The organism is Paenibacillus sp. FSL M7-0896, from assembly GCF_037975415.1.
In the GTDB taxonomy this organism is placed as follows: domain Bacteria; phylum Bacillota; class Bacilli; order Paenibacillales; family Paenibacillaceae; genus Paenibacillus_AQ; species Paenibacillus_AQ silagei.
Map to the genome: position 1 here is coordinate 4,712,952 of NZ_CP150250.1, position 22,179 is coordinate 4,735,130.

The window sequence follows — 22,179 nt, forward strand, 5'->3', positions numbered from 1 at the left end:
GGAGCAGCTTAGACTCTGAGACCCGGCGAAATCAGAACCAGATCAGATAGACCACACCGGCAAGCACAATCCGGTAGATTGCGAAGGGCAACAGCTTGATCCGGTTAATCAGCTTCAGGAAGAAACGCATCGATACCAGTGCGAATACGAAGGCGCTGATGAACCCGGCAATGAAGAACGGCAAGGCATCCAGCGTAAAATACTGCCAGTTCTTCAGCAGTGAAATCAGGCTCGCCCCGGCCATAATTGGCACCGCCATGATGAAGGTGAAATCGGCTGCCGCACGGTGGCTCATGCCCAGCAGAACCCCGCCGGATATCGTCGAGCCGGACCGCGAGAAGCCCGGCCACAGGGAGATACATTGGATCAATCCGACTGATAGCGCCTGCCTATATGTAATTTGATCCACACTCTCAGTCCGGGCATTCGCAGGCGCAAAACGGTCGGCACAAATCATGAATAACGCACCAACCACAAGTCCAATCAGCACAGTAAAGGTAGAGAACAGATGCTCATCGATGTAATCCTCCAGCAGAAATCCGAAGATTCCGGCCGGTAGCAGTCCGACAAGGATATGCGTCAGCTTCAGCCGCCCTTCCGCCGGAGCCTGCCGCTGCCCTTCCGGCACTACGGCCAAGTCCTTGCGGCTGAGCTTCCCGAGGCCCAGCAGGTCAATGAACCGGTTACGGAAAATAATGACGACCGCAAGAATGGAGCCTAATTGAATCACTACCTTGAAGGAGTTGGCCGTGTACTTCCCCAGGAACTCCTGCGATTTAAGCCACATATCATCTACGATGATCATATGGCCTGTCGAGGATACCGGAGCGAATTCGGTCAGCCCTTCCACAATTCCCAGAATGATTGCTTTGACAATGGTCAGCAGCTCCATGGCGATCCCCCTTTATTGTTTTCAATATAATAATTGTAAACTCGCACAGCTATTTCTGAAACTTACAGCTCGCTTGCAGTATGGAAAATTTTAATCATAACGCTGACTTGACAGGCAGATACCAACAGCATATATTTATATGCATGCGCATGCATTTATTGTTTATCCATCCCATGTAGAACGAAGGAGCGAAATTCATGACGAAAGATCTGTTCACCCCCTATGAGTATAAAAGCTTAAAACTGAAGAACCGGGTGGTAATGCCGCCCATGTGCCAATATTCAGTTACCAATAAGGATGGCATCGCTAACGACTGGCATTACAACCACTATGTAAGCCGCGCTGTCGGCGGCACCGGACTGATCATTGTCGAGATGGCTGATGTGGACCCGGACGGCCGGATTACCGATTATGATCTGGGCGTCTGGTCTGATGAGCAGATTCCTGCGCTGGCGCGGATTGTGGAAGCCAGTCATGCCCATGGAGCCAAAATCGGAATTCAGGTGGCCCATGCCGGACGCAAGGCGGAGGATGCCAAGGTTCCTGTCTCTTCTTCCGCAATTCCTTTTGACGGCAAGTCCAAGACTCCTCATGCCCTGACAACAGAAGAAGTTAAAGACATGGTACAGAAATTCAAACGGGGCGTAGAGCGTGCGGTCCAGGCCGGGTTCGACACTATTGAGCTGCACGGCGCCCACGGCTATCTGATTCACCAGTTCCACTCGCCGCTGACCAACCAGCGGACTGATGAATACGGACAAGATCTGACCTTGTTCGGCCGGGAGGTTATCGCTGCCGCCAAGAGCGTGATGCCTGAGGATATGCCACTGATCATGCGGATTTCCGCCAGAGAATATGTGAAAGGCGGCTACGGCCTCCAAGAGGGTCTGGAGATCAGCAGAGCCTATAAGGAAGCCGGGGCCGATATTTTCCATATCAGTTCAGGTGGTGAAGGAGCCGTTGACGCAGAGAATGGACCGGGCAACCATGCAGCCTATCAGTTACCGCTGGCAAGAACCATCCGCCAGGAGCTGAACGTGCCTGTGATTGCTGTTGGCCGGTTGGATGAAGCGGTTCTTGCCAACGCCGTCATTAGCAATGAAGAAGCTGACTTGGTAGCGGTGGGCCGGGGAATGCTCCGTAATCCTTACTGGACGCTGGAAGCCGGTGTGACTCTGCGCAAAGACGCAGATATACCTAAGCAGTACGCATTAGGATTCCCGCGTTAAGGACAATTCGTCAGCAGCTTGCCTATGGTGATGGTATACTGTATAACAACTACTATTCATTAGAGGTATACACCGGGAGGATGAAGACATGACTAACCCCCCTTCAAATGATCTGATTAACAGCTGGTTATCGCTCTCTCTGATACAGATGAAGGTGGCCGCAGTCCTTGAAGCGAAGCTGACCGAGAACTATGAGCTATCGCTTAAGGAATTCTATGTATTGCTGTTTCTGTCCGAAGCCCCTGAGCAAAAGCTGAAGCTCCAGCAGCTGGAATCGATGGTCGGGCTTAGCCAGAGTGCTGTGTCCCGGCTGGTCAGCCGCTTCGAAGCCAAGGGCTGCGGAGCGCTGGAGCGCAAGTCCTGCGAGGCAGACCGCAGAAGCATCTATACGTCCCTGACTGCCATTGGGCAGGACAAGGTTGACCGGGCGAAGCAGACCGTTCATGAAGTGCTGCAGGAAGCCTTTCCTGTAGACGACACGCAGCTGCTGCTGGAGCAGCTTATCCAGCTGAAGCAATCCTAGACCCGGGCAGCTGCCTGCCGGGTGAACCCGCCGTCCCTCCCGAGGGGCGGCGGGTTTTTGCCTGAACCTCCCTCTCCCCCTGAGCATACACCATACTATTAAGAAATTAAGAATAGCGGGGTGCAGCATATGTTATTCACAGCTATGCAGCTGGTTGGCGGTCTTATTCTCTCTGTAGGCTGGATTCCGCAGATTGTGCAGATCATCAGGACCCGTTCGGTTGCAGATCTCAGTCTGAAAGCTTACCTGCTGATGCTGCTGGGCATCCTTCTTATGGAGGCTTATGCGGTTAATCTGGCGGCGCAGGGGGTCGGACTTGCTTTTCTGATCACCAATTCCCTGTCGCTGGCGGTCGTAACAACGGTCGTCCTGCTGATTATCCGCTACCGTTCCCAAGGGCAACAATGAATTCTGTAGGCTGCACCTCCGTCCCATCTGCGTTATACTTTCTGTAATAAAAGGATGTGGGAGGTTCAATGAATGAAGCAAAATAAGTATGACGACGCGGTTTTTTTTGCGAATTACAGCCAGATGCCCCGCTCTACGGGCGGACTGGAGGCTGCCGGAGAATGGGAGGTCTTCCGTACTCTGCTGCCTGATCTGGCGGGCCAGCGGGTGCTTGATCTGGGGTGCGGGTTCGGCTGGCACTGCCGGTATGCCCGGGAGCAGGGGGCGGCTTCCGTCGTAGGCATAGATCTCTCCGCCAATATGCTGGAGCGTGCCCGTACGATGACAGACGACCCGAAGATTGAGTATCTCCAGCTCGCCATTGAGGATGCCGCATTCGGGGCAGAGCAATTTGATACCGTGATCAGCTCGCTGGCGATCCACTATATTGAAGATTTCGGCAGTCTCTGCCGCCAGGTCCGGCATTGCCTGAAGCCCGGGGGAGCCTTCGTCTTCTCTGTAGAGCATCCGATCTTCACCGCGCTCGCCGCGCAGGATTGGCATTACAGCCCGGACGGGGAGAAGCTGCATTGGCCCGTGGACAACTACCATGTGGAAGGGCTAAGGCTGGCTGATTTTCTCGAACACGAGGTTGCAAAATACCACCGGACCACCGCCACCTACCTAGGTACGCTGCTCGATTCCGGCTTCGTCCTGAAGCAGCTATCTGAGCTGCAGCCGACCCCTGAGATGCTGGAGAAGAATCCGGCCTGGCAGGAGGAGACGCGGCGTCCGATGTTCCTGCTGCTGTCGGCGGTGAAGCAGTAACAGACAGAACTCATTTCTAAAAACCACAAAAAAAAGACCAGCCGGACGGTAGTCCGCTGACCTTTTATCATCCCCGTGGTTCACGGAGTTCACATTGCATTATTCACATTCACTGTGCCTTCCTGAGTCTTGGCAAGTGCGGACGGAATCTTAGGTGCCTGAACCAGCTTCCGTCTGCCCAGAGAGGTTGTAAAAGTGATTACATAACCGGCTACAACTACAGCCATCACAGTGTACAGGGTTTCTCTTAACGGCATATAGAAGAGGGAGAAAGCCAGAACGATTACATCCATCAGGATAAATACGGTTCCTACCTTAATACCTTTCCATTCACTGATCAGCACGGACAAAATATCGTCCCCGCCGCTCGCCCCGCCGCCCAGCAGGACCATTCCTGCGCCCAGACCTGTCAATACCCCGGACAACAGCGCCGCAACCGGCAAGTTATCCTGCAGGTCAATAACCCAGCCGGAATAGCGTTCCATCAGCCCGTAGAATACCGTGAAGGCCACTACGGAGATGAAGGTGTTCACTACGAATGATTTTCCTTTGAAAATGATTGCGATGATGAGTACCGGAATGTCCAATATCAGGATGCTAAGTGATGGTGAAATCCCCAGTACATACTTGCCGAGCAGCGACAATCCTACGAATCCGCCTTCGGTCAAGTGGTTCTGATAATTAATGTGATAATACGTAAATGCAAGCAATAGTGTTCCGGTCAAAATAATAGCTAACCGGAGCGGCAAACTCATGCCACTGTCTTGTTTCCTCATTACTCGGTCTCCCCTTATCGTATATGGCGGCTAGACGTTCGTGCCAGCCTCTACGGGGGGTTATACCGGAGGAGGTGTTGCTCCTTCGCATACAATACTCCCTTCCCTTCGCAGAAGCGGCTTCGTCAATGAACAACGGTTCGCGCACATTCTACAGGGAAGCTAAGTATAAGACAGATCATAACGTTTCCAAATCGTCCTTTGGGGAATCGTCCTTCGGGGACACATGGTATCCTGATCCTTTCTTTAGTTTGATATGTTCTGAATAGATTATACCACGCGGAGGGGCCACTCTAAACAGTTTCCATTAAAAATAAGCAATCAGCCCGGATTCCGCAGCAGACGGTTGACGGTCTCGCGGCGGACGCCGATCAATTGTCCGATCTCTTCCTGTGTCAGCAGATCTGTGAGCTGTGCGCCATGAGAATATTCGGTCAGCCAGCGGGTCAGCAGGGCCATCCGCTCCCCCGGCGTTCCAACGGTGAGATGATCGAGCCTTGTCTGCATGAACCGCACCTTCTCCTGAAGCAACAGGGCGATCTCCATCACCTTCTCAGGCTTCTCCCTCAGCTCCCGGTACCATTCTGCAGCCGGAATCAGCTCGACCTCACTTTTCATCATCGCCACTGCGGTTCCATGCGCCTCCTTCGGCGAAATGAGGGAATGATGCGGAACAGTCTCACCCGGATATAACAGGTTGAACAGTACCATGTTCCCGTTCTCATGCAGTCTCGTGACCTTGAACAGTCCGCTCTTCACCTTGAACAGGTTCTGGCCGCCGTCTCCCTGGCGGAATAAGACCTCACCTCTGTGCAGAATCATTTCGCATTCTCCTTTGCCTTCTCTGTATATATATTTTTAATTATACCGAAATAAGACACTAAAATGGAGGGGCAAGCGTAAAACAGCCATTTTCCAAGAGTTCAACGGTAAAGAAACCGCCTGGGGTAGAGAATGGTCTCTACTCCCAGGCGGTTTCAGGTATAGGCAAAATACGTTATTTCGCTTCTATCGGCTTCTTCCACAGTCCGAGTGTCAGCCCGGAAATCACGGAGCCGATCAGCACAGCCAGCAGGAACAATGCCGCATTGTTAGAGAGGAAGGCTACGAACACACCGCCATGCGGTGCGGGAACATTGAGGTTCCACAACTGGGTAAGTCCGCCGGCTACGGCAGAGCCCAGAATACAGGAGGTGAGCACCCGCAGCGGATCAGCCGCAGCGAACGGAATGGCCCCTTCGGTGATGAACGACAAGCCCAGCACATAGTTGGTTACACCGGATTTGCGTTCGGTCTCCGTGAATTTATTTTTGAAGAACGAGGTTGCCAGGGCAATCGCCAGCGGAGGCACCATCCCTCCGGCCATCACTGCTGCCATCATCATTCCGTTTGTATTGCCGCTGGACGTAAACACGCCGATGGCAAAGGTGTAGGCTGCCTTGTTGAATGGACCGCCCATATCAATGGCCATCATCCCGCCAAGCACCAAGCCCAGCAGAATCTTGTTGCCGGTACCCAGATTGTTAAGCGCATCGGTCAGTCCTCCGTTAATCCAGCTGAATAACGGATCGAACAGGAAGAACATAACCGCGCCGGTAATTAGCAAGCTGAATACGGGATAGAGCAGAATCGGCTTCAGACCGTCCAGTGTGCGCGGCAGGCCAGAGAAGGCTTTGCGGAGCATTACCACTACATAACCAGCCAGGAACCCGGCAGCCAGACCGCCGAGGAAGCCAGAATTGGAGTTAAGGGCCATCAGACCGCCGACCATACCCGGCATCAGCGCAGGCCGGTCACCGATGCTCATCGCGATAAATCCGGCAAGGATCGGAATCAGGAAGTGGAAGGCTCCGTCACCGCCGCCGATGCTCTGCAGCAGCTTGACCAGCGCATTGTCGGGACTGGCCACCTGTTCAATCAGGAAGGAGATCGCCAGCAGAATGCCTCCGCCGACTACGAACGGCAGCATATGTGAGATGCCGTTCATCAGGTCTTTGTAGATTTTGCTTCCAATAGAACCGGACTTCACAGGTGCTGAGCCTTCTTCATTGCGTCCAGAGCCGCGGTAGATAGGTGCATCTCCTGCAACTGCGATCCGGATCAGCTCCTCTGACTTGCGGATACCGTCGCTAACCGGACGCTGAAGCACAGGCTTGCCGCTGAAGCGCTCCATCTCCACGTTCTTGTCGGCGGCAACAATGACCCCGCTGGCCCGGGCGATCTCGTCTGCGGTCAGCACATTCTGCGCACCCTCCGAGCCGTTCGTTTCGACACGGATATTGACCCCCATCTCCTTAGCCTTCTTCTTGAGGGCATCCTCTGCCATGTAGGTATGGGCAATACCTGTAGGACACGCTGTTACAGCAACAACGAAGCTCTGTGAATCCGGGTTCCCGGTAATGATTCGTGCCGGTTCAGCTTGCGGTGCGGCTGCCTTAGAAGCAGCCTTCACTGCCGCTGCTGTGGCTTCCGCTTCTGCCTGGGCTTCAGCCTCCGCTTGCTTGGCATCGAATAAGGCGGACACCTCGGCAGGGGTCTTGGCACTCATGATTTGTTCGATGAATTCGCTTTCAATGAGTAACCTGGACAGTGCAGCGAGTGTCCGCAGGTGCATATTTCCAGCTCCGTCCGGCGCCGCGATCATGAAGAATAGGTGGGCCGGCGCTTCATCCAGGGAGGCAAAATCAATTCCGGCGCTGCTCTTCGCAAATACTACTGTTGCCTCCTTGACAGCCTTGGTCTTGGCATGAGGCATAGCAATGCCTCCGCCGATGCCTGTGCTGGACTGGGCTTCACGCTCCAGAATCTTCTCCTTGAACAGCTTCGCATCCGTGATGCGTCCGCTGGCCGCGAGACTGGCAATCAGCTCGTCAATGGCTCCTTCCTTCGTTGTAGCCTGCAGCTCCATAATCATCGTTTCCTGTATCATCAAATCTGTAATTTTCATCAATTCTCAACTCCCCGAATGTACTTGAACCTGTTAACCTCTGTTATTCATAGCTGAGATATGGCAATAAGCGGACGAAGCTCTTCAATTAATGCCCGGTCTGCCAGATCATCGGAGAACGCTGTGGCACTTCCTGATGCCACACCGGCACGGAATGCTTCCAGCACATTCCCTGTCAGCGACAAGGTGCCCACGAATCCGGCAATCATCGAATCTCCCGCACCTACTGAATTCCTAACCTGGCCCTTAGGAGCGCTGGCATGGTAGACTTCTTGCCCTGTAATGAACAATGCGCCTTCGCCAGCCATGGAGACCAGTACATGCTTGGCCCCGCCCGTAAGCAGCTTGCGTCCGTAAGTGATAATCTCCTCCCGGGTGCTGATCTGAACTCCGAACAGCTCTGCCAGCTCATGGTGATTCGGCTTGACCAGCAGCGGTCTCTGGGATAAGGCGTCCTGCAAGGCCTGCCCGGTCGTATCAATAACGAACTCCGCACCCTTCTGCTTGATTACTGCAATCAGTTTGCTGTAGAAATCTCCGCCCAGCGAAGGTGGCGTGCTGCCTGACAGAATCACTATGTCACCCGGCTTCAGGGCTTCCAGCTTGTGCAGCAGCGAAGCCGTCTCGGTCTCCGTAATGACAGGACCGGCCCCGTTAATCTCCGTCTCCTGGCCTGCTTTAAGCTTAATATTGATCCGGGTATCGTCCGCAATATGAACGAAGTCGCCGGATATCCCTTCCTGGCCCAGCCAGGTGTCAATGTAGCCGCCGGTGAATCCGCCAAGAAATCCGGTGGCCGTATTCTCCACACCGAGCTGCTTCAGAACACGGGATACGTTAATTCCCTTCCCTCCAGGCAGCTTCATATCGCGCTTCATCCTGTTGAGTCCGCCTAGTGTTAGCTCTTCTACCTCCACGATATAATCGACGGAAGGATTGAGTGTCACCGTATAGATCATCATTCATCCCTCATTTATAATGTTTGTCTTCCCATCCCATCACACCAGTGTATAATCCACATCCAGCTTCTCAAGCTGCCTACGGAAGCTATCCGGAATCCCCGTATCCAAAATGCAGTGGTCCATCTCCTGCAGATCTGCGACCTTACAGAAGGAGATCTGCCCAATTTTGCTGTGGTCGGCCAGCAGGATCGTCTGCTTCGCTACCGCGATCATTTTGCGCTTGGTGGCCGCTTCCAGCATATTCGGCGTCGTAATCCCTTCGCGGATATCCAGCCCGTTGGTGCCGAGGAAGGCCTTATCTACCCGAACCATATCCAGCGAGCGTTCGGTCATCGGTCCGACAAAAGCCATGGTGTCCGGCCTTAGCATCCCGCCTGTAATAGACACCTCAATATGGCGGCAGTCCTTCAGCTCGTTCAGCGCCATGATTGAGTTGGTAATGACCTTGAGATTGCGGAACGATTTCAGCGCCCGGGCAATCTGCAGGGTGGTGGTACCTCCGTCAAGGAGAATGGCATCACCATCTTCAATCATCTCCACAGCCTTCCCGGCAATCCGCAGCTTCTCTTCTAGGAACCGGTCTTCCTTGTCAGGAACCGCCGCTTCAAAGTTCACACTCTGCAGGGACACCGCCCCGCCATGCGTACGCTTCAGCAGCCGCGCCTCCTCCAGCTCCTTGAGGTCCCTGCGGATGGTGGATTCAGAGACGGACAGCTCCTGGCCCAGCTCCTGAACCGAAGCTCTTGTATGCTTCTCGACAAACAGCAGAATCATCCGTTTGCGTTCTTCTTCAAACATGCAGCTCACTCCTTAGGATGTGCAGCTACCCGCTGCCGGATTCCTATATATACAGTAACTACTGAATTGAAAGATAAGATGATACGATGACTGGATTCAAATCACTTGTGACTGATGTTGATCATTTGTGCTCATTTATGATTGTAACAGCGTTTTCATGAACTGTAAAGAGGCTTTCTCTGCTTATTTTTCGCCATAAAATCATGAGTTTAACCCTAACTTTCCAGCCGGATACACTATTGCTGTAAGAATTGGCGTATGCTCTGCTCATTTATGCTCATTTCAGCCTCGTAACTATATCATCCGGTGCGGCAAATTACCTCCCGATTGCCCATTTCACAATGGCAGCGAGCGACATATTTATATTACATATGGGGAAAAGCGGGTGAACAGGAGATGGCCTATTACAATAACAACGGATATGGCAGCGCGGGCGGTAACGGCGGTAATGGCAGTAGCAGCGGCATTAACGGCCACGGAGGGGGCGGCAGTGACGGCCCAGTAGAAACCGAGGAGCTCAGTGCAGAGGATTATGCGATTATTGCCGCCGGCTTCGGTGTACTCGGGGAACTGTTTGCTTTTTTCTCTCTGGTAAAAGCTAAGCAGGTGACCAAGGAAACAGGCGGACAGGTAGGTGCCGGCATCGACCCGGTGCTGTTCGTACAGAACCGCAAAAAAAAAGCAGCCAGACGAAAGTCCCGCCGGCTGCGTTGATCCCTTATATTTTCCGAACCCATCACTTACTTCAAAGATATGACCTCATGCTTCGCAAATATGACCTGCACCTTCTCCCTCAGCTCCTCTTCGGGCAGAAGGACAATGACAATAATATGCTCCAGATCAGCATGCTCCGCATACGCCTCCGCGTCATCTTGCGGAATCCCCATTCCGATCAGGCTGACCGCTAGGCCGTCTGTCTCCAGATCCGCCCCCGCGAGCTTGCGGGCTGCCGGACCTGCTGCGACCGCAGAATCCGCGACCATATCCAGGCCTACCCCAAGCCCGCGGGCTGTACCGTACAAGCCATTATTCCCCTGCCCCGTCTCCACATCTCCAATCGCGGCATCCTTACTGATAATCTCCAGCGTGTTCTTCTGCTTCGTGACTGCTGAGATATGCTTCGACTTGATCCCATTCTTCTTCAATTCTTCGATCGCCAGCACCGCATCACTCCGGTGTCCAAAAATCCCCAATACCAATGTTGGCATGCGGCATCCCTCCTATTAATGCTGCTGCAATATTACCACTCTGCTACTGCGATATTACCACTCTGCCTGTGGCTTGAATCCCGCATGTGGCGGCGGCTCCCGGTCAGGCCTGAATCAATCTCTTCTAATTGGGTTATAAAGATACGTATACATAAACATAACTTAAGAGATAGGGGGGGGCTGCTGTGCTTCAAAGCAAGTATTTTCGGACCTGCCTGGCCATTATCGCCTTTTTGACGATTCTGTACCTGGGCTCGAAGGTCATTTTTCTGTTCACACCGCTGGTATCTATCATTCAACTGCTGCTCGTACCCATGATGCTGTCGGGCTTTATGTATTATCTTCTGCGGCCGATTGTCAACTATCTGGGGACCAAAAATGTTAACCGCGGGCTGTCCGTCCTGCTGATTTATCTTGTGTTCACCGGACTGTTCGTCTTATTCTGGGTGCTGGTCTGGCCTACACTGCGCGAGCAAATCCAGAACTTCATTGACAATACGCCTTATCTGGTCGAGGGTATTCAGAATCAGTTCAACAAGCTCCAGAATGATCCGTCGTTCTCCCGCTTCTTCAAGGGTGACACGGATGTGACCACACGCCTGACGGAGTATGTGAACAGCGCCATTAACTGGGTGACCAATTCGATGTCCAACCTGATCACAGTGATCTCCAGTATTGTCGTGGTTATCGCTACCCTGCCGATCATTCTCTATTACATGCTGAAGGACGGGCACAAGCTGTCCCCGATTCTTCAGGGCCTGATTCCAAGAAAGTACCGCAAGGAAGGCCAGGAGATGTTCAAGGATATTGACTCTGCACTCAGCGGCTTCATCGTTACACGTGTCCTGCTTAATGTGGTGCTGGGCATCTTGCTATACATCGGATTTTTGCTGATCGGCCTGCCTTATTCTCTGCTGCTCGCCGTGATCTCCATCCCGCTGAATTTCATTCCCTATGTGGGCTCGCTGCTGGCGGCGGTTCCGGTTGTTATCGTGGGGTTCATAGAATCGCCTTCTATGGCTATCTGGTCAGCGGTCGTCATTCTGATCGCGCAGCAGATTCAGGATAACGTGCTGTCACCGGTTATCTATGGCAAGTCGCTGGATGTTCACCCGCTCACAACAGTGCTGCTTGTACTCGTGGGGGGCGACTTCTATGGACTGATCGGCGTCCTCATTGCGCTTCCGGTCTATATGATTATCAAAATCATCTTCCTGCGCATTTACGAGATCATTATCGCCGAACGGGTGGATCAACCCGTACCCGAGCCAAGTGCTCCGCCGGGGATTGAGATTGAGATCGTCAAGGACGATAAGGTATAGTAAAACAACCCCACAAAGTGGGGCTTTAGCGTAGGTGATAACTCAGGTACTTTGCGGGCCCCAAAACATATAAATTCTTATCTTTTAATAAAAAGCCCTCCGGCGCTGATGATCTCCGCGCCGGAGGGCTTTTCAATGTACACGCTTGAATGTATCCAGAGTTTAGCCCCGCAGCGAGCGGACCACGAAAGTGTGGTTGCCCTTAGGCAGGTTCTGCCCGCCATGCAGCGTCACGGAGCCTTTGGTATGTGCGATGATCGTCGCATTGAATGCCACCAGCTGGTCCCCTTTCCAGACAGTAACCGCTGATTTGAAATAGACGGCATTATCAAACTGCAGACGTTCTCTCATGATATATCCGACCGAATGGAGAACCGGGGGCAAAGCCCTCTCTTTGGGAGCCAGAGCTTTGATGTACACAATATCGCGGAAAGGGACGGCAATCTCCTGATGCCCGATGACGGCTACCGAAGCTGCAAGATCCCATCTACGCAGAACGCCTTTCATGATCGTATATGGCTGCTCGCCGCAGTACATAATGACCGGTCTGCCAACCCAATGCTTCATGGCTCCACGCCCTTCCCTGTGCCTGAACTACTTATACCTTCGGTATGGACCAGTCTATGCCCTTAAGCCCATGCTGCTCCAGATACTGGTTGGCCTGAGAGAACGGGCGGCTGCCGAGAAATCCGCGGTGTGCAGAGAACGGGCTCGGATGCGGAGACTGGATCACCTTATGCCTGCTGCGGTCAACTACCGCGCCCTTGAGCTGGGCATGACTGCCCCACAGGATGAACACCATCGGTTCTGTACGCTCGTTCAGCTTCTCCATAATAGCATCCGTGAAGGTCTCCCAGCCCAGCCCCTTATGCGAATTCGGCTGGCCCTCGCGTACTGTCAGGACGGCATTGAGCATCAGCACGCCCTCTTCCGCCCAGTGCAGCAGCGATCCGTGGCCCGGCACCTCTATACCGAGATCACTGTGCAGCTCAGCGTAGATATTGCGCAGCGACGGCGGAATCCTTACACCCGGCTCTACCGAGAAGCTAAGGCCATGGGCCTGTCCTGCGCCGTGATAGGGGTCCTGTCCGAGAATCACTACCCGGGTCTTGCTGTAAGGCGTCAGCTTCAGCGCCGAGAACAGCTTGTCCTTCGGGGGATAGACTGTATACTGCTTGTACTCGCGTGCCAGGGCATAGCGCAATTCCTCAAAGTAAGGCTTCTGCGTCTCTTCCTGCAGCACTTCATCCCAATCATTGCCAAACATTCGGTTCTCCTCCCAATTACCCTGCTATTAGTATTGTTTCATTACCTGTTATTAACCAGAATAACAGGAACTTATTTGCGGCCATAGTCCGCCTTGATCTCGCCCCATGACTTCGTCTGCCATTTCAGCACCTTGTTGTCATAAGTATGGCTGCGCAGCCAGCTCTCCGCCCGGTCAATCAGCTGCCAGATCTCCTCTGTAGAGGCATCCCGGGGCAAGGTCGTGGCCACCTTTTTCTGCTTGACCCATTTCATTGCATTGACAGAATCACTATAGACCGTCTTGCTGCTGCCTTCCTGCTTAAGATGAGCCAGCGCATGCACAATCGCCAGGAACTCTCCAAGGTTATTAGTCCCTTTGCGGATCGGACCGCAGGAGAAAATCACATCCCCGGTCTGGGTATCTACGCCTTTGTATTCGACCGGTCCGGGATTCCCCCGGGTGCCTACATCCACGGAGATACTGTCATAATCAATCTCCTCAGATGTCTCCACGCCGGCACTCCGGCTCCAGGACTTGCCTGATTTGCTTGTGCCGGACGCCCCTGAAGCTGCAGCACCGGTTCCCCAGTTGCCCTTCCAGCCTGCCTTGAAGGCTGTCTCAGCCGCCGACTTGCTCTCATAAGACTTATATTTCGCTCCGGTATAATGATCCGTCTGCGCCTGGCATTCCGCCCATGTATTGTAGACTCCGGGCTGCTTGCCTTCCCATACAACGTAGTATTTCTGCTTAGCCATTCCTGTTGCTCCCTCCTGCCGATGTAACCTTATCCAGAAATCTATTGTAATGCATACCGCGTTCATATTGAAGCCTGAACACACTTACACGCCTGCTGCCAGCACGAATATATATTGGATAATTACCGGCAGGCGCGTTCATACTAATACGGCAGCTTAGTCCAGCACAGCCAGCGTAGTATCAATAATGGTCTGGAGCTTGCCCGTATCCTGCGTTGCCTTGACCATAACCCGCAGTCCAACCAAGGCATTGTGCAGATAAGCTGCAAGCGCGGGAGCCGCATGCCGGGAGGAGAGTTCTCCGGTCTCCTGTCCATGCAGGATCAGCTGTTCCATTAATCTCTCGGTATTCAAAAAAGCCTCATTGGCCCGCTCAGCAGCTTCCGGATCATGATTGGACAGCTCCACTGCCGTATTCACCAGCATACAGCCCTTCGGCTCCGCTTCACTTCTGTGAATTGTGGCTTCGAATAATAGGCGGATGGCTGCCTTGGCAGAGGTGAAGCCCTCGATCCGGCTCTCCAGCCGGGAGCTTTGAAGGGATGCAAAGCGCTCCAGCGCTTTTATATATAAGGTATGCTTGTCTCCAAAGGTGTCATACATGCTTCGCTTGTGAATTCCCATACCGGTTACAAGGTCCTGCATGGAGGTCTTCTCATAGCCCTGCTGCCAGAAAATCGTCATTGCCTTGAGCAATACATCATCAATGTCAAACTCTTTGCTTCGCGCCATGATCATGCTCCTTTCGCGGTCTATTTTACCATTTATAGAACGATCGGTAAATATTATTGTAGCAGTGTTAACTAAATCACATTAATTCCGCACCAATCATTCTATATTAATTTCAAGGAAAATACCATCAGCATTACACACCTAAAGGAGGTTAACACAATGAGAAAGTTCGCAGTAATACTGGCGGCATTCACCCTGACCCTGCTTATCGGATGCGGCAACGCAAACAAAGATGCAGGCAACACGGGCACAGCAGCGAACACGGGCAATACGGTGGCTACCGCTGCCCCGGATGCAGTCACTTCAGCTTCGGTAGTCGATAACGGGGAAGCCTTCAAGAAGGCGATCAGCAAGGACGGCACCTGGATTGCAGCTACGCTGAAGGACCTGAGCTTCTCCGAGGAGCTTGTGCTCGACGGACAATTCATCCATAAGGAAGAGCCTGCCCGCAAAATCGCGCTCTATACCCAGGATGCCGATCACAACATCACGAACTCCTTCAAGCTCACCGCGCCCAAATTAACGATCCGTAGCGAGAATGCCCGGATTCAGGGAGGGACCTTTGTGGGTGATGTCTATGTAGAGGCTAACGGCTTCGCCGTCGTGAATGCCACCATTGAAGGTAATGTCTATTTCTCCGATGACAAATATCAGGCTACCTATTCCGCAGCAGACCAGGGTAAGGTAACCGGCGTCACCGAAGTGAAAAAATAATGCGGCAGGGTGCGGGGTGTTCCTCTTCGGGCAAGCGGCCGGGGAGAATACCCCTTTTTCTTGTTGTCGCCCGCGAAAAGAGGTGCTGGCCTAATGAAATTCATCCGTAAGTATGCTATCCTTCCCCTTCTGCTCCTGATGCTCTCCTCCTGCGGCGGACAGGATGTAGCGGAGCCGGAGCCACAATACCGGATTCAGTCCGGCCATGATCTGAAGATTCTGACAACGAGTGACACCCATTATTTAGCGCAGGAGCTAAGGGATCTCGGACCTGCCTTCCAGCAGTTTCTGGCTGCCGGTGACGGCAAGCAGCTCGGCTACAGCAAGGAAATGCTGGAGGCGCTGGGCTATGATATCGGAATCCGCAAGCCGGATGTGGTGATTATCAGCGGGGATCTCAGCAACAACGGGGAAGAAGCCAGCCATAAGGAGCTGGCCGGACATCTGAAGCGCATCGAGCAAGACACCGGAACCCGGATCTATGTGATCCCGGGCAATCATGATATCCGGAATCCCTGGGCCCGGAGCTTCCGCGATAAGCGCCAATACGCCACAGATTCCGTGAGCGCCAAGGCATTCCGCCAAATCTATGGCAGCTTCGGTTATGATGAGGCCCTGCTGAGAGACGAAGATTCGCTCAGCTATCTGGCTGCCCCTTCAGAGGAGCTATGGCTGCTCATGCTGGATACTGCACAGTACGGAGACAATAAAGCGCTGGGCCATCCCCAGCTGGAGGGCCGGGTCAGTGACCGGACCCTGGAATGGATCGCCGCCTGCGGTGCGAAGGCCGCTGCCGCAGGCGCGCAGCTCGTGACGGTCATGCATCACAGCCTGCTGAATCACAGTGAATTCATTCAGGAGGGCTTCACTGTAGAGGACCATGCCAAGGTTACAGATGCCTTGATGCAGAGCGGTGTACGGACGGTTCTCAGCGGGCATATACACATTCAGGACATCAGTGAATATAGCCATGACGGGGAGCGTATCTATGACATCGCCAGCAGTGCTTTATCTGTTTTTCCCCATCAATATGGACTCTTAACCTATTCCTCCGCCCGTCAGACTCTGGATTACAGCACACAGCGATTAGGGATGGAGCAATGGGCAGCAGCCACCGGCAATACCGATCCGAATCTGCTGGGCTTCAGGGCCTACAGTGAAGCCAATTTCCGCAAGCGGTCTATGGCCCGGAGTTATTCCCGTCTGGCTGAAGATCCCGCTTACGCCAGTTATACGGAGGCTGAGCTGAAGCAAATGGCTGACGTTGTCGGAAGGCTGAACGAGAATTACTTCGCAGGCTCTGCCAGTACGGGCAATGCCGCCGTGACCGCCACAGCAGGCTACCGGCTCTGGCAGGACGCCCCGGCAAGCGGAACGAGAAGCTATGTTCTGGAGATGGCCTCACAGCAGCCGAAGAACAATCATGAACTGCATGTCCAGCTTCCTCAGCGATGATGTTTGAAAAACTGGAAACAGGTGTAAAATAGACAAGTATGCTTACACCTACTGCTAAGGAGATGATGATCACCATGTTCACACGTATGGATGAGATTATGATAGAAATCCCGGACGTCGAGAAACCAGATCCTAATGCTGCAGCAGCCGTACAAGAGCTGCTCGGAGGCAAATTCGGTGAAATGTCAACACTCAATAACTACTTGTACCAGTCCTTCAACTTCCGCTCCAAGGACAAGCTGAAGCCCTTCTACGACCTGGTAATGAGCATTACCGCCGAAGAGCTGGGCCATGTTGAGCTGGTCTCCCACGCCGTGAACAAATGTCTAAGAGGTTCCACGGCTTATAAGAAACCGGATTCCACACCGCTTGCGGATGTCAAAGACGCACGGCTGTCTTATCATTTCCTGGCGGGCGCACAGGGGGCCATGCCGTTCGATTCGATGGGCAATCCATGGACCGGAGCCAATGTGTTCAACAGCGGTAATCTGGTGGAGGACCTGCTTCATAACTTCTTCCTGGAGTGCGGGGCCAGAACCCATAAAATGAAGGTCTACGAAATGACCGACCACCCTGCAGCCCGGGCGGTAGTCGGCTTCCTGCTTGTCCGTGGAGGTGTTCACGTGGTCGCTTACGCCAAGGCGCTGGAGATTGCCACAGGCGTCAATGTTACCAAGCTGGTGCCCATTCCTTCCTTGGACAACAAAGCTTTCAATGAAGCCAGAAAGTATGAGGAAAAGGGCGTCCATACCAAGCTGTACACGTGGAGTGATAAAGATTTCAGCTCCATTGACCAGATCTGGAAGGGGACTCACCCGGAGGACGGGCTTCCGCTTGAGGTCATTCAGGGTGTACCGAAAGGCTTCCCTATCCCCGAAGCCCCGGAAGTGAAGGAAGAATTCGCACCGGGCATCTCTGCTGAGGAATTCAAGGAGATTGCCAAACGGCTGAAAATGGCCGGGAATATTCATGACTAGCAGCCAGAGCCAAGCCTAGCGGATAATAGCACCCATAGAGAAGCGGATGTCCCGGAAGCCATGAACTGGCTGCCGGAACATCCGCTTTGTTTGGGTATGGATACTTCTAAGATCTCTGCCTTATAACTCCGGCTCAAGCAGCAGTGAGGTATCGGCAACAGCCCGCCCATTCACAAGCAGCACAAGGGTATGCTCTCCGGGATAGTGCTTTCGTGTAGTCAGGTTGGCCCAGCGGTGGGTCCTTGTACCGGAGAGTCTGGTGCCGCCGGGCACGGTTTTGTCGGATAACAGAAACAGCTTGCGCGAGGTCTTGCCGCCGGCCTTGACGAAGTTGATTCCGTATTCAATGCGGATGCGCACCGGACCGCCCTCCCGGATCGTCAGAGTGTATTGCAGCTCACAGTGCTCCCCAATCCGCAGCTCGGCCGGTTCGGCCGTTAGGACAGCCGAGCTGACCAGCGGGGTGCCGCTCTCTTCCGGGGCATATCCGAACAGCTCCATGATCTCAGGGTCCGCCTTGCGGATCAGAGAGCGGCAGCCATGCCGCACAATCCAGTTCGTATTTACATTACTGCCCAGCCAGCGGCGGGCGGTAGCTATCACGATATCAGGGTGATCCTTCGCGATATCGTTCAGGTTGTTGGCTACACTTTTGCGTACATAGAGTGACGGGTCATCCTTCAGCTTCTCCAGCAGCGGCAATAGCGGAGACGGATCGCGCTTGAACATCGGCAATGCCTGGCCCCAGGGCAGGCGGGGACGGCTGCCCTCGCTGGCGAGCCGCCGCACATGCTCCCCCGGATGCTCCGCCCAGACCAGCATTTGAGCCATCATCCGCTGCGGGTCACGAAGCAGGAACGGCCTGACGGCAAATTCCGCCGAGGACTTCGGGGTGAACCGCTCCAGCGCCTCCATCGACAGCTCCCAGTGCTCCTCACCTCCGCCATACACCTCTACGAAATCCGGGAAAATCAGATACGGGAAGCCGACACAGTCCTTATCTATCGCATACAATATCTTCAGCGCTTCCTCATAGTCCGGGGGCAGGCAGCTGCCCAGTGTCTCTGTAATCCTCCGCATCCGCGCCTTCAGCTCCAGCTCCTCCCACGGCTCCCTCATCGCCTCAGCCATGAAACGGCCTAGCTCGAACGAACCGTAGACGGCTTTAATCTTCATTCCCAGGCTATGCAGGAATTCTTGGTTGTACATTGCTTTCAGGGGTTCGGCCATTCTTGAATTCCTCCTGCTGATGTAATTGGATTCTCTTATAATGAGAGCATACCATACGAACCGGACATCCCTGTGTCAACTTTCGGCTGGATATATATACACCAAGTATAGCCTATGTTCAAATCCGGCAGCCTGTCGTACAATAAGATTTAAGTTTTTTCCGCTGACAATGAACTTATTTGATGAAAGGACTGGGACTTTTGCCACAGACACTTGTTAAAAACATTGATTTTTTCGTAGCCGCACTGTCACAGACCTTCGTATCCGCCCTCCAGCTTGACCCTGACGGAATGTACTCCCAGGTAGGCAGCGGAGTCGTTGACAAATTCTCTGATGAGTATGTCCGGCTGAAAAGATTCGACGGCACCACCTCGCATTACGCCCGCGATATTACGAAATTCCAGCATAACCATGCCTGAGAAGGCTTCGGGGTCTCTTCATCAAAGGAGAAACAGCGCTCGCCTGTGATCCTCCCTCCCCTCTTCAAACGCAGACCCTGGCCCCTGATCCGGGTCTGTTTTTGCGTTCACTTTTCACAAAATATTAACGTGTGCATTCCAATAAACTATTGACTTGACGCTGCTGGAGAACTAAACTGAAATCGTTAACAATTCCATGTACCCGGGGAGAACCTATGATTACCATCAAAGATATTGCCCGTGTTGCCGGTGTGTCCCATACTACTGTATCGAGGGCGCTAAACGGCAACCCGCTGATCAAGAAGGCCACCCGGGATAAGATTGAACGGATTGCCGCCGAAATGAATTATGTGCCGAATTACAGTGCCAAGAGCCTGGTCACCAAAAGATCGTTCATCATCGGCCTGTTCTTCTCCAGTATTGAGCAGGGGACTTCCTCAAGCTTCCTGGTGGATGCCATCAAGGGCATTACGCACAGTCTCGATGAGAACTATAATCTGACGGTGAACGGGATCGACGGTGTGCAGCATTTCAGCAATATTCAGCCGCAGCGCTTCGACGGCATTCTGGTCATGAGCCAGAGCGATGAAGACAATGCCTTCATCTATCATGTGAAGAAGACCGGCATTCCGCTAGTGGTGCTGAACCGCCAGCTGGAGGACCCCGGCATCATGAACGTGGTCGCCAATGACCGCGAAGGCGTCAAGGAAGCGATTGATTATGCTGTGCAGCAGGGTCACCGCAAGCTGGCTATTATTGAAGGCAAGCCCGGCTTCAAGTCCTCAAGCGAACGGAAGCAGGGCTTCCTGGACAGTCTGATTGCAGGCCGGCTTCCGCTGAATCCTGATTATTTTGCCCCGGGAGATTACAGCATTGAGAGCGGATATGCGGCGATGAGCAAGCTGCTTAGCCTGGAGGACCGGCCTACGGCTGTGTTCTGCTCCAATGATGATATGGCGATTGGCGCCATGAATGCCTGCTATGCCCACAAGGTGCAGGTGCCGGAGCAGATCTCACTGATCGGCTTCGATGATATGATGTTCGCCCGCTATACGAATCCTGCCCTGACCACGGTCCGCAAGCCGATTGCCGAGATCAGTGAGCTCGGCATTACCATGCTGATCCAGCTGCTTCAGCAGCCGGAGACCCCGCCGCAGCAGCTGTTCGTTAAGACTTCGCTGGTGGTAAGGGATACGGTTGCAGGAGTATAACTCTATTTCAACCCACCCGCTATTTTCTGCAGATACGGAGCCTTCCTGGACAAGAGAAGGAATTCCGGATCTTGCTTAAAATAAAATGTTAACGTGTGCAATTTATCACTGTATTCTAAAGGAGATCATGACCACTATGACAAACCGTTTATCCAGAAGCACTCACCCGGGGCTAACCCTCCATCCGGAACGGATGATTCAGTTCGGCGAAGGCAACTTCATGCGTGCGTTCGTAGACTGGCAGCTGCAGCAAATGAACAATCAGGGGCTGTTCAACGGAAGCGCTGTCCTCATTCAGCCCATTGCGCAAGGACCCGGAGGCGTAGCTGATCTGATGGCCGCTCAAGACAACCTCTACACCGTGCTGCTTAATGGCATTATGGACAACGAGACCGTCAATTCCCGCGAAATTATCAGCTCGGTCAGCCGGGTGATTAACCCATACATGGATTATGAAGCTTATCTCGCGCTCGCCGAGAATGATGATCTGGAGTTCATTACCTCCAATACTACCGAAGCCGGCATTGCCTATCTTCCAGGCGACCGCGCAGACGATGCTCCCCCTAAGAGCTTCCCGGGCAAGCTGACAGCGCTGCTCCACCGCCGCTTCGAGCTGGGCAAGAAAGGCTTCGTCATTATCCCCTGCGAGCTGATTGACCGCAACGGCGAGAAATTACAGGAGATTGTAGAACGTTATGCGGCTGACTGGAATCTTGGTGCTGAATTCCTGCAATGGCTAAAGTCCGAGAATACCTTCTGCTGCAGTCTGGTAGACCGGATTGTCCCTGGTTATCCGCGTGACCAGGCTGCCGCCCTCGAAGCTGAGCTCGGCTATCTTGATAACGTAATGATAACCGCAGAGCCGTTCCTCTTCTGGGTCATTGAAGGACCGGACTCTCTGGCAGAGCGCCTGCCGCTGGCTAAGGCCGGACTGAATGTCGTGGTGACACCGGATATGACGCCTTACCGCGAACGCAAGGTTCATCTGCTGAACGGACCGCATACCGCTATGGTCCCTCTGGGCCTGCTCGCCGGTCTTGAGACGGTTGAAGACGTCATGAATGACGGTACCTTCTCCCGCTTCGTGAAGCAGTTGATTGAAGAGGAGCTGATCCCTATGCTGGATCTGCCTGCCGGGCAGCTATTGTCCTACGCCGATGCCGTACAGGAGCGCTTCCGCAATCCGTTCATCCGCCATGAGCTTACCTCCATCTCGCTCAACAGCATTTCCAAATTCAAGGCCCGCCTGCTCCCGGTTCTGCTTCGCTACCAGCAGGAACGCGGCCAGCTTCCGGAGCGGATGACCCTTGCCTTCGCCGCCCTGCTGCTCAGCTACCGGGGCGACCGTATTCCCCGGCAGGACGGCGCAGAGGTACTGGCAGTGTTCGATCAGGCCTGGAGCCAGCCGGCCAGCTTCGTGAACACCATTCTTGCCGACACCAGCTTGTGGGGACAGGATCTGACCCGGCTGCCGGGACTGGCTGATGCGATAGCCACCCATTTGCAGCAGCTGGAGCGTGAAGATTCCCGCGCAGCATTACAGGAACTCGTCGGCTGAACCCGCG

The 22,179-nt window shown here is 53.6% G+C and carries 24 protein-coding genes; 12 read left to right on the forward strand and 12 right to left on the reverse strand.

Features of this window, described 5'->3' with window-relative positions; translation table 11 throughout:
• Positions 1-31: 31 nt before the first annotated feature.
• Entirely contained in the window at positions 32-892 is an 861-nt protein-coding gene (locus MKY12_RS20490) for an undecaprenyl-diphosphate phosphatase (protein ID WP_209871277.1), read from the reverse strand.
• Positions 893-1,089: 197 nt separating this feature from the next.
• Between MKY12_RS20490 and MKY12_RS20495 the strand changes: the two genes are divergently transcribed.
• The 4 genes from MKY12_RS20495 (at position 1,090) to MKY12_RS20510 (ending at position 3,859) form a co-directional block, all read left to right on the forward strand.
• Positions 1,090-2,121 (forward strand): NADH:flavin oxidoreductase/NADH oxidase, encoded by a 1,032-nt coding sequence (locus MKY12_RS20495; protein ID WP_339310534.1) that lies wholly within the window; start codon positions 1,090-1,092, stop codon positions 2,119-2,121.
• Between the two features lie 88 nt (positions 2,122-2,209).
• Positions 2,210-2,644 carry a MarR family transcriptional regulator gene (locus MKY12_RS20500; RefSeq protein ID WP_036731817.1) on the forward strand — a complete coding sequence of 145 codons (435 nt, stop codon included), beginning with the start codon at positions 2,210-2,212 and terminating at the stop codon, positions 2,642-2,644.
• 129 nt (positions 2,645-2,773) lie between these two features.
• Positions 2,774-3,052, forward strand: a complete 279-nt coding sequence (locus tag MKY12_RS20505; protein WP_339310537.1) for a PQ-loop domain-containing transporter — start codon at positions 2,774-2,776, stop codon at positions 3,050-3,052.
• Positions 3,053-3,124: 72 nt separating this feature from the next.
• The gene (locus tag MKY12_RS20510) at positions 3,125-3,859 is read left to right on the forward strand and encodes a class I SAM-dependent methyltransferase (protein WP_339310539.1); all 735 of its coding nucleotides are present in this window, start codon (positions 3,125-3,127) and stop codon (positions 3,857-3,859) included.
• Positions 3,860-3,948: 89 nt separating this feature from the next.
• Here the strand turns inward: MKY12_RS20510 and MKY12_RS20515 are convergent, their stop codons facing one another.
• The 5 genes from MKY12_RS20515 to MKY12_RS20535 all read right to left on the reverse strand — a co-directional run bounded on the left by MKY12_RS20515 (position 3,949) and on the right by MKY12_RS20535 (position 9,342).
• Positions 3,949-4,635 (reverse strand): YitT family protein, encoded by a 687-nt coding sequence (locus MKY12_RS20515; protein ID WP_036698508.1) that lies wholly within the window; start codon positions 4,633-4,635, stop codon positions 3,949-3,951.
• A 321-nt stretch (positions 4,636-4,956) separates the two neighbouring features.
• Positions 4,957-5,457 carry a Crp/Fnr family transcriptional regulator gene (locus MKY12_RS20520; RefSeq protein WP_036731809.1) on the reverse strand — a complete coding sequence of 167 codons (501 nt, stop codon included), beginning with the start codon at positions 5,455-5,457 and terminating at the stop codon, positions 4,957-4,959.
• A gap of 175 nt (positions 5,458-5,632) precedes the next feature.
• On the reverse strand, positions 5,633-7,582 hold the full coding sequence (locus MKY12_RS20525; RefSeq protein ID WP_339310540.1) for a fructose-specific PTS transporter subunit EIIC: 1,950 nt from the start codon (positions 7,580-7,582) through the stop codon (positions 5,633-5,635).
• A 47-nt stretch (positions 7,583-7,629) separates the two neighbouring features.
• Positions 7,630-8,541 (reverse strand): 1-phosphofructokinase, encoded by a 912-nt coding sequence (pfkB, locus tag MKY12_RS20530; protein ID WP_339314923.1) that lies wholly within the window; start codon positions 8,539-8,541, stop codon positions 7,630-7,632.
• A gap of 39 nt (positions 8,542-8,580) precedes the next feature.
• Positions 8,581-9,342 (reverse strand): DeoR/GlpR family DNA-binding transcription regulator, encoded by a 762-nt coding sequence (locus MKY12_RS20535; protein WP_036731798.1) that lies wholly within the window; start codon positions 9,340-9,342, stop codon positions 8,581-8,583.
• 396 nt (positions 9,343-9,738) lie between these two features.
• Here MKY12_RS20535 and MKY12_RS20540 point away from each other — a divergent pair, with 396 nt between their 5' ends.
• The gene (locus tag MKY12_RS20540; RefSeq protein WP_036731795.1) at positions 9,739-10,056 is read left to right on the forward strand and encodes a hypothetical protein; all 318 of its coding nucleotides are present in this window, start codon (positions 9,739-9,741) and stop codon (positions 10,054-10,056) included.
• Between the two features lie 26 nt (positions 10,057-10,082).
• Here MKY12_RS20540 and MKY12_RS20545 read toward each other — a convergent pair whose 3' ends face one another.
• Entirely contained in the window at positions 10,083-10,550 is a 468-nt protein-coding gene (locus MKY12_RS20545) for a hypothetical protein (RefSeq protein ID WP_339310542.1), read from the reverse strand.
• Positions 10,551-10,735: 185 nt separating this feature from the next.
• Here MKY12_RS20545 and MKY12_RS20550 point away from each other — a divergent pair, with 185 nt between their 5' ends.
• On the forward strand, positions 10,736-11,872 hold the full coding sequence (locus MKY12_RS20550) for an AI-2E family transporter (protein WP_051478588.1): 1,137 nt from the start codon (positions 10,736-10,738) through the stop codon (positions 11,870-11,872).
• Positions 11,873-12,034: 162 nt separating this feature from the next.
• On the opposite strand, the gene MKY12_RS20555 is transcribed toward MKY12_RS20550, so the two are convergent.
• The 4 genes from MKY12_RS20555 to MKY12_RS20570 form a co-directional block, all read right to left on the reverse strand.
• The gene (locus MKY12_RS20555) at positions 12,035-12,439 is read right to left on the reverse strand and encodes a hypothetical protein (protein ID WP_036731789.1); all 405 of its coding nucleotides are present in this window, start codon (positions 12,437-12,439) and stop codon (positions 12,035-12,037) included.
• Between the two features lie 31 nt (positions 12,440-12,470).
• A complete protein-coding gene (gene ung, locus MKY12_RS20560; RefSeq protein ID WP_036731786.1) occupies positions 12,471-13,139 on the reverse strand; it encodes a uracil-DNA glycosylase in 669 nt (222 codons plus the stop codon).
• A gap of 71 nt (positions 13,140-13,210) precedes the next feature.
• A complete protein-coding gene (locus tag MKY12_RS20565; RefSeq protein WP_036731783.1) occupies positions 13,211-13,876 on the reverse strand; it encodes a ribonuclease H family protein in 666 nt (221 codons plus the stop codon).
• A 156-nt stretch (positions 13,877-14,032) separates the two neighbouring features.
• Complete coding sequence (locus MKY12_RS20570; RefSeq protein WP_339310544.1) at positions 14,033-14,608, reverse strand: TetR/AcrR family transcriptional regulator; 576 nt, start codon at positions 14,606-14,608, stop codon at positions 14,033-14,035.
• Between the two features lie 159 nt (positions 14,609-14,767).
• Between MKY12_RS20570 and MKY12_RS20575 the strand changes: the two genes are divergently transcribed.
• The 3 genes from MKY12_RS20575 to MKY12_RS20585 all read left to right on the forward strand — a co-directional run bounded on the left by MKY12_RS20575 (position 14,768) and on the right by MKY12_RS20585 (position 17,754).
• Complete coding sequence (locus MKY12_RS20575) at positions 14,768-15,322, forward strand: hypothetical protein (RefSeq protein ID WP_339310545.1); 555 nt, start codon at positions 14,768-14,770, stop codon at positions 15,320-15,322.
• Positions 15,323-15,415: 93 nt separating this feature from the next.
• Entirely contained in the window at positions 15,416-16,777 is a 1,362-nt protein-coding gene (locus MKY12_RS20580; protein WP_339310546.1) for a metallophosphoesterase, read from the forward strand.
• Positions 16,778-16,851: 74 nt separating this feature from the next.
• Positions 16,852-17,754: a manganese catalase family protein gene (locus tag MKY12_RS20585; protein WP_339314925.1), complete on the forward strand. Its 903-nt coding sequence runs from the start codon at positions 16,852-16,854 to the stop codon at positions 17,752-17,754.
• A 120-nt stretch (positions 17,755-17,874) separates the two neighbouring features.
• On the opposite strand, the gene MKY12_RS20590 is transcribed toward MKY12_RS20585, so the two are convergent.
• Positions 17,875-18,984, reverse strand: a complete 1,110-nt coding sequence (locus tag MKY12_RS20590; RefSeq protein ID WP_339310547.1) for a hypothetical protein — start codon at positions 18,982-18,984, stop codon at positions 17,875-17,877.
• 200 nt (positions 18,985-19,184) lie between these two features.
• Between MKY12_RS20590 and MKY12_RS20595 the strand changes: the two genes are divergently transcribed.
• The 3 genes from MKY12_RS20595 to MKY12_RS20605 all read left to right on the forward strand — a co-directional run bounded on the left by MKY12_RS20595 (position 19,185) and on the right by MKY12_RS20605 (position 22,172).
• Positions 19,185-19,403, forward strand: a complete 219-nt coding sequence (locus tag MKY12_RS20595; protein ID WP_339310548.1) for a hypothetical protein — start codon at positions 19,185-19,187, stop codon at positions 19,401-19,403.
• A gap of 215 nt (positions 19,404-19,618) precedes the next feature.
• Complete coding sequence (locus MKY12_RS20600) at positions 19,619-20,614, forward strand: LacI family DNA-binding transcriptional regulator (protein WP_339310549.1); 996 nt, start codon at positions 19,619-19,621, stop codon at positions 20,612-20,614.
• A 136-nt stretch (positions 20,615-20,750) separates the two neighbouring features.
• Positions 20,751-22,172: a tagaturonate reductase gene (locus tag MKY12_RS20605; protein WP_339310550.1), complete on the forward strand. Its 1,422-nt coding sequence runs from the start codon at positions 20,751-20,753 to the stop codon at positions 22,170-22,172.
• Positions 22,173-22,179: the final 7 nt, after the last annotated feature.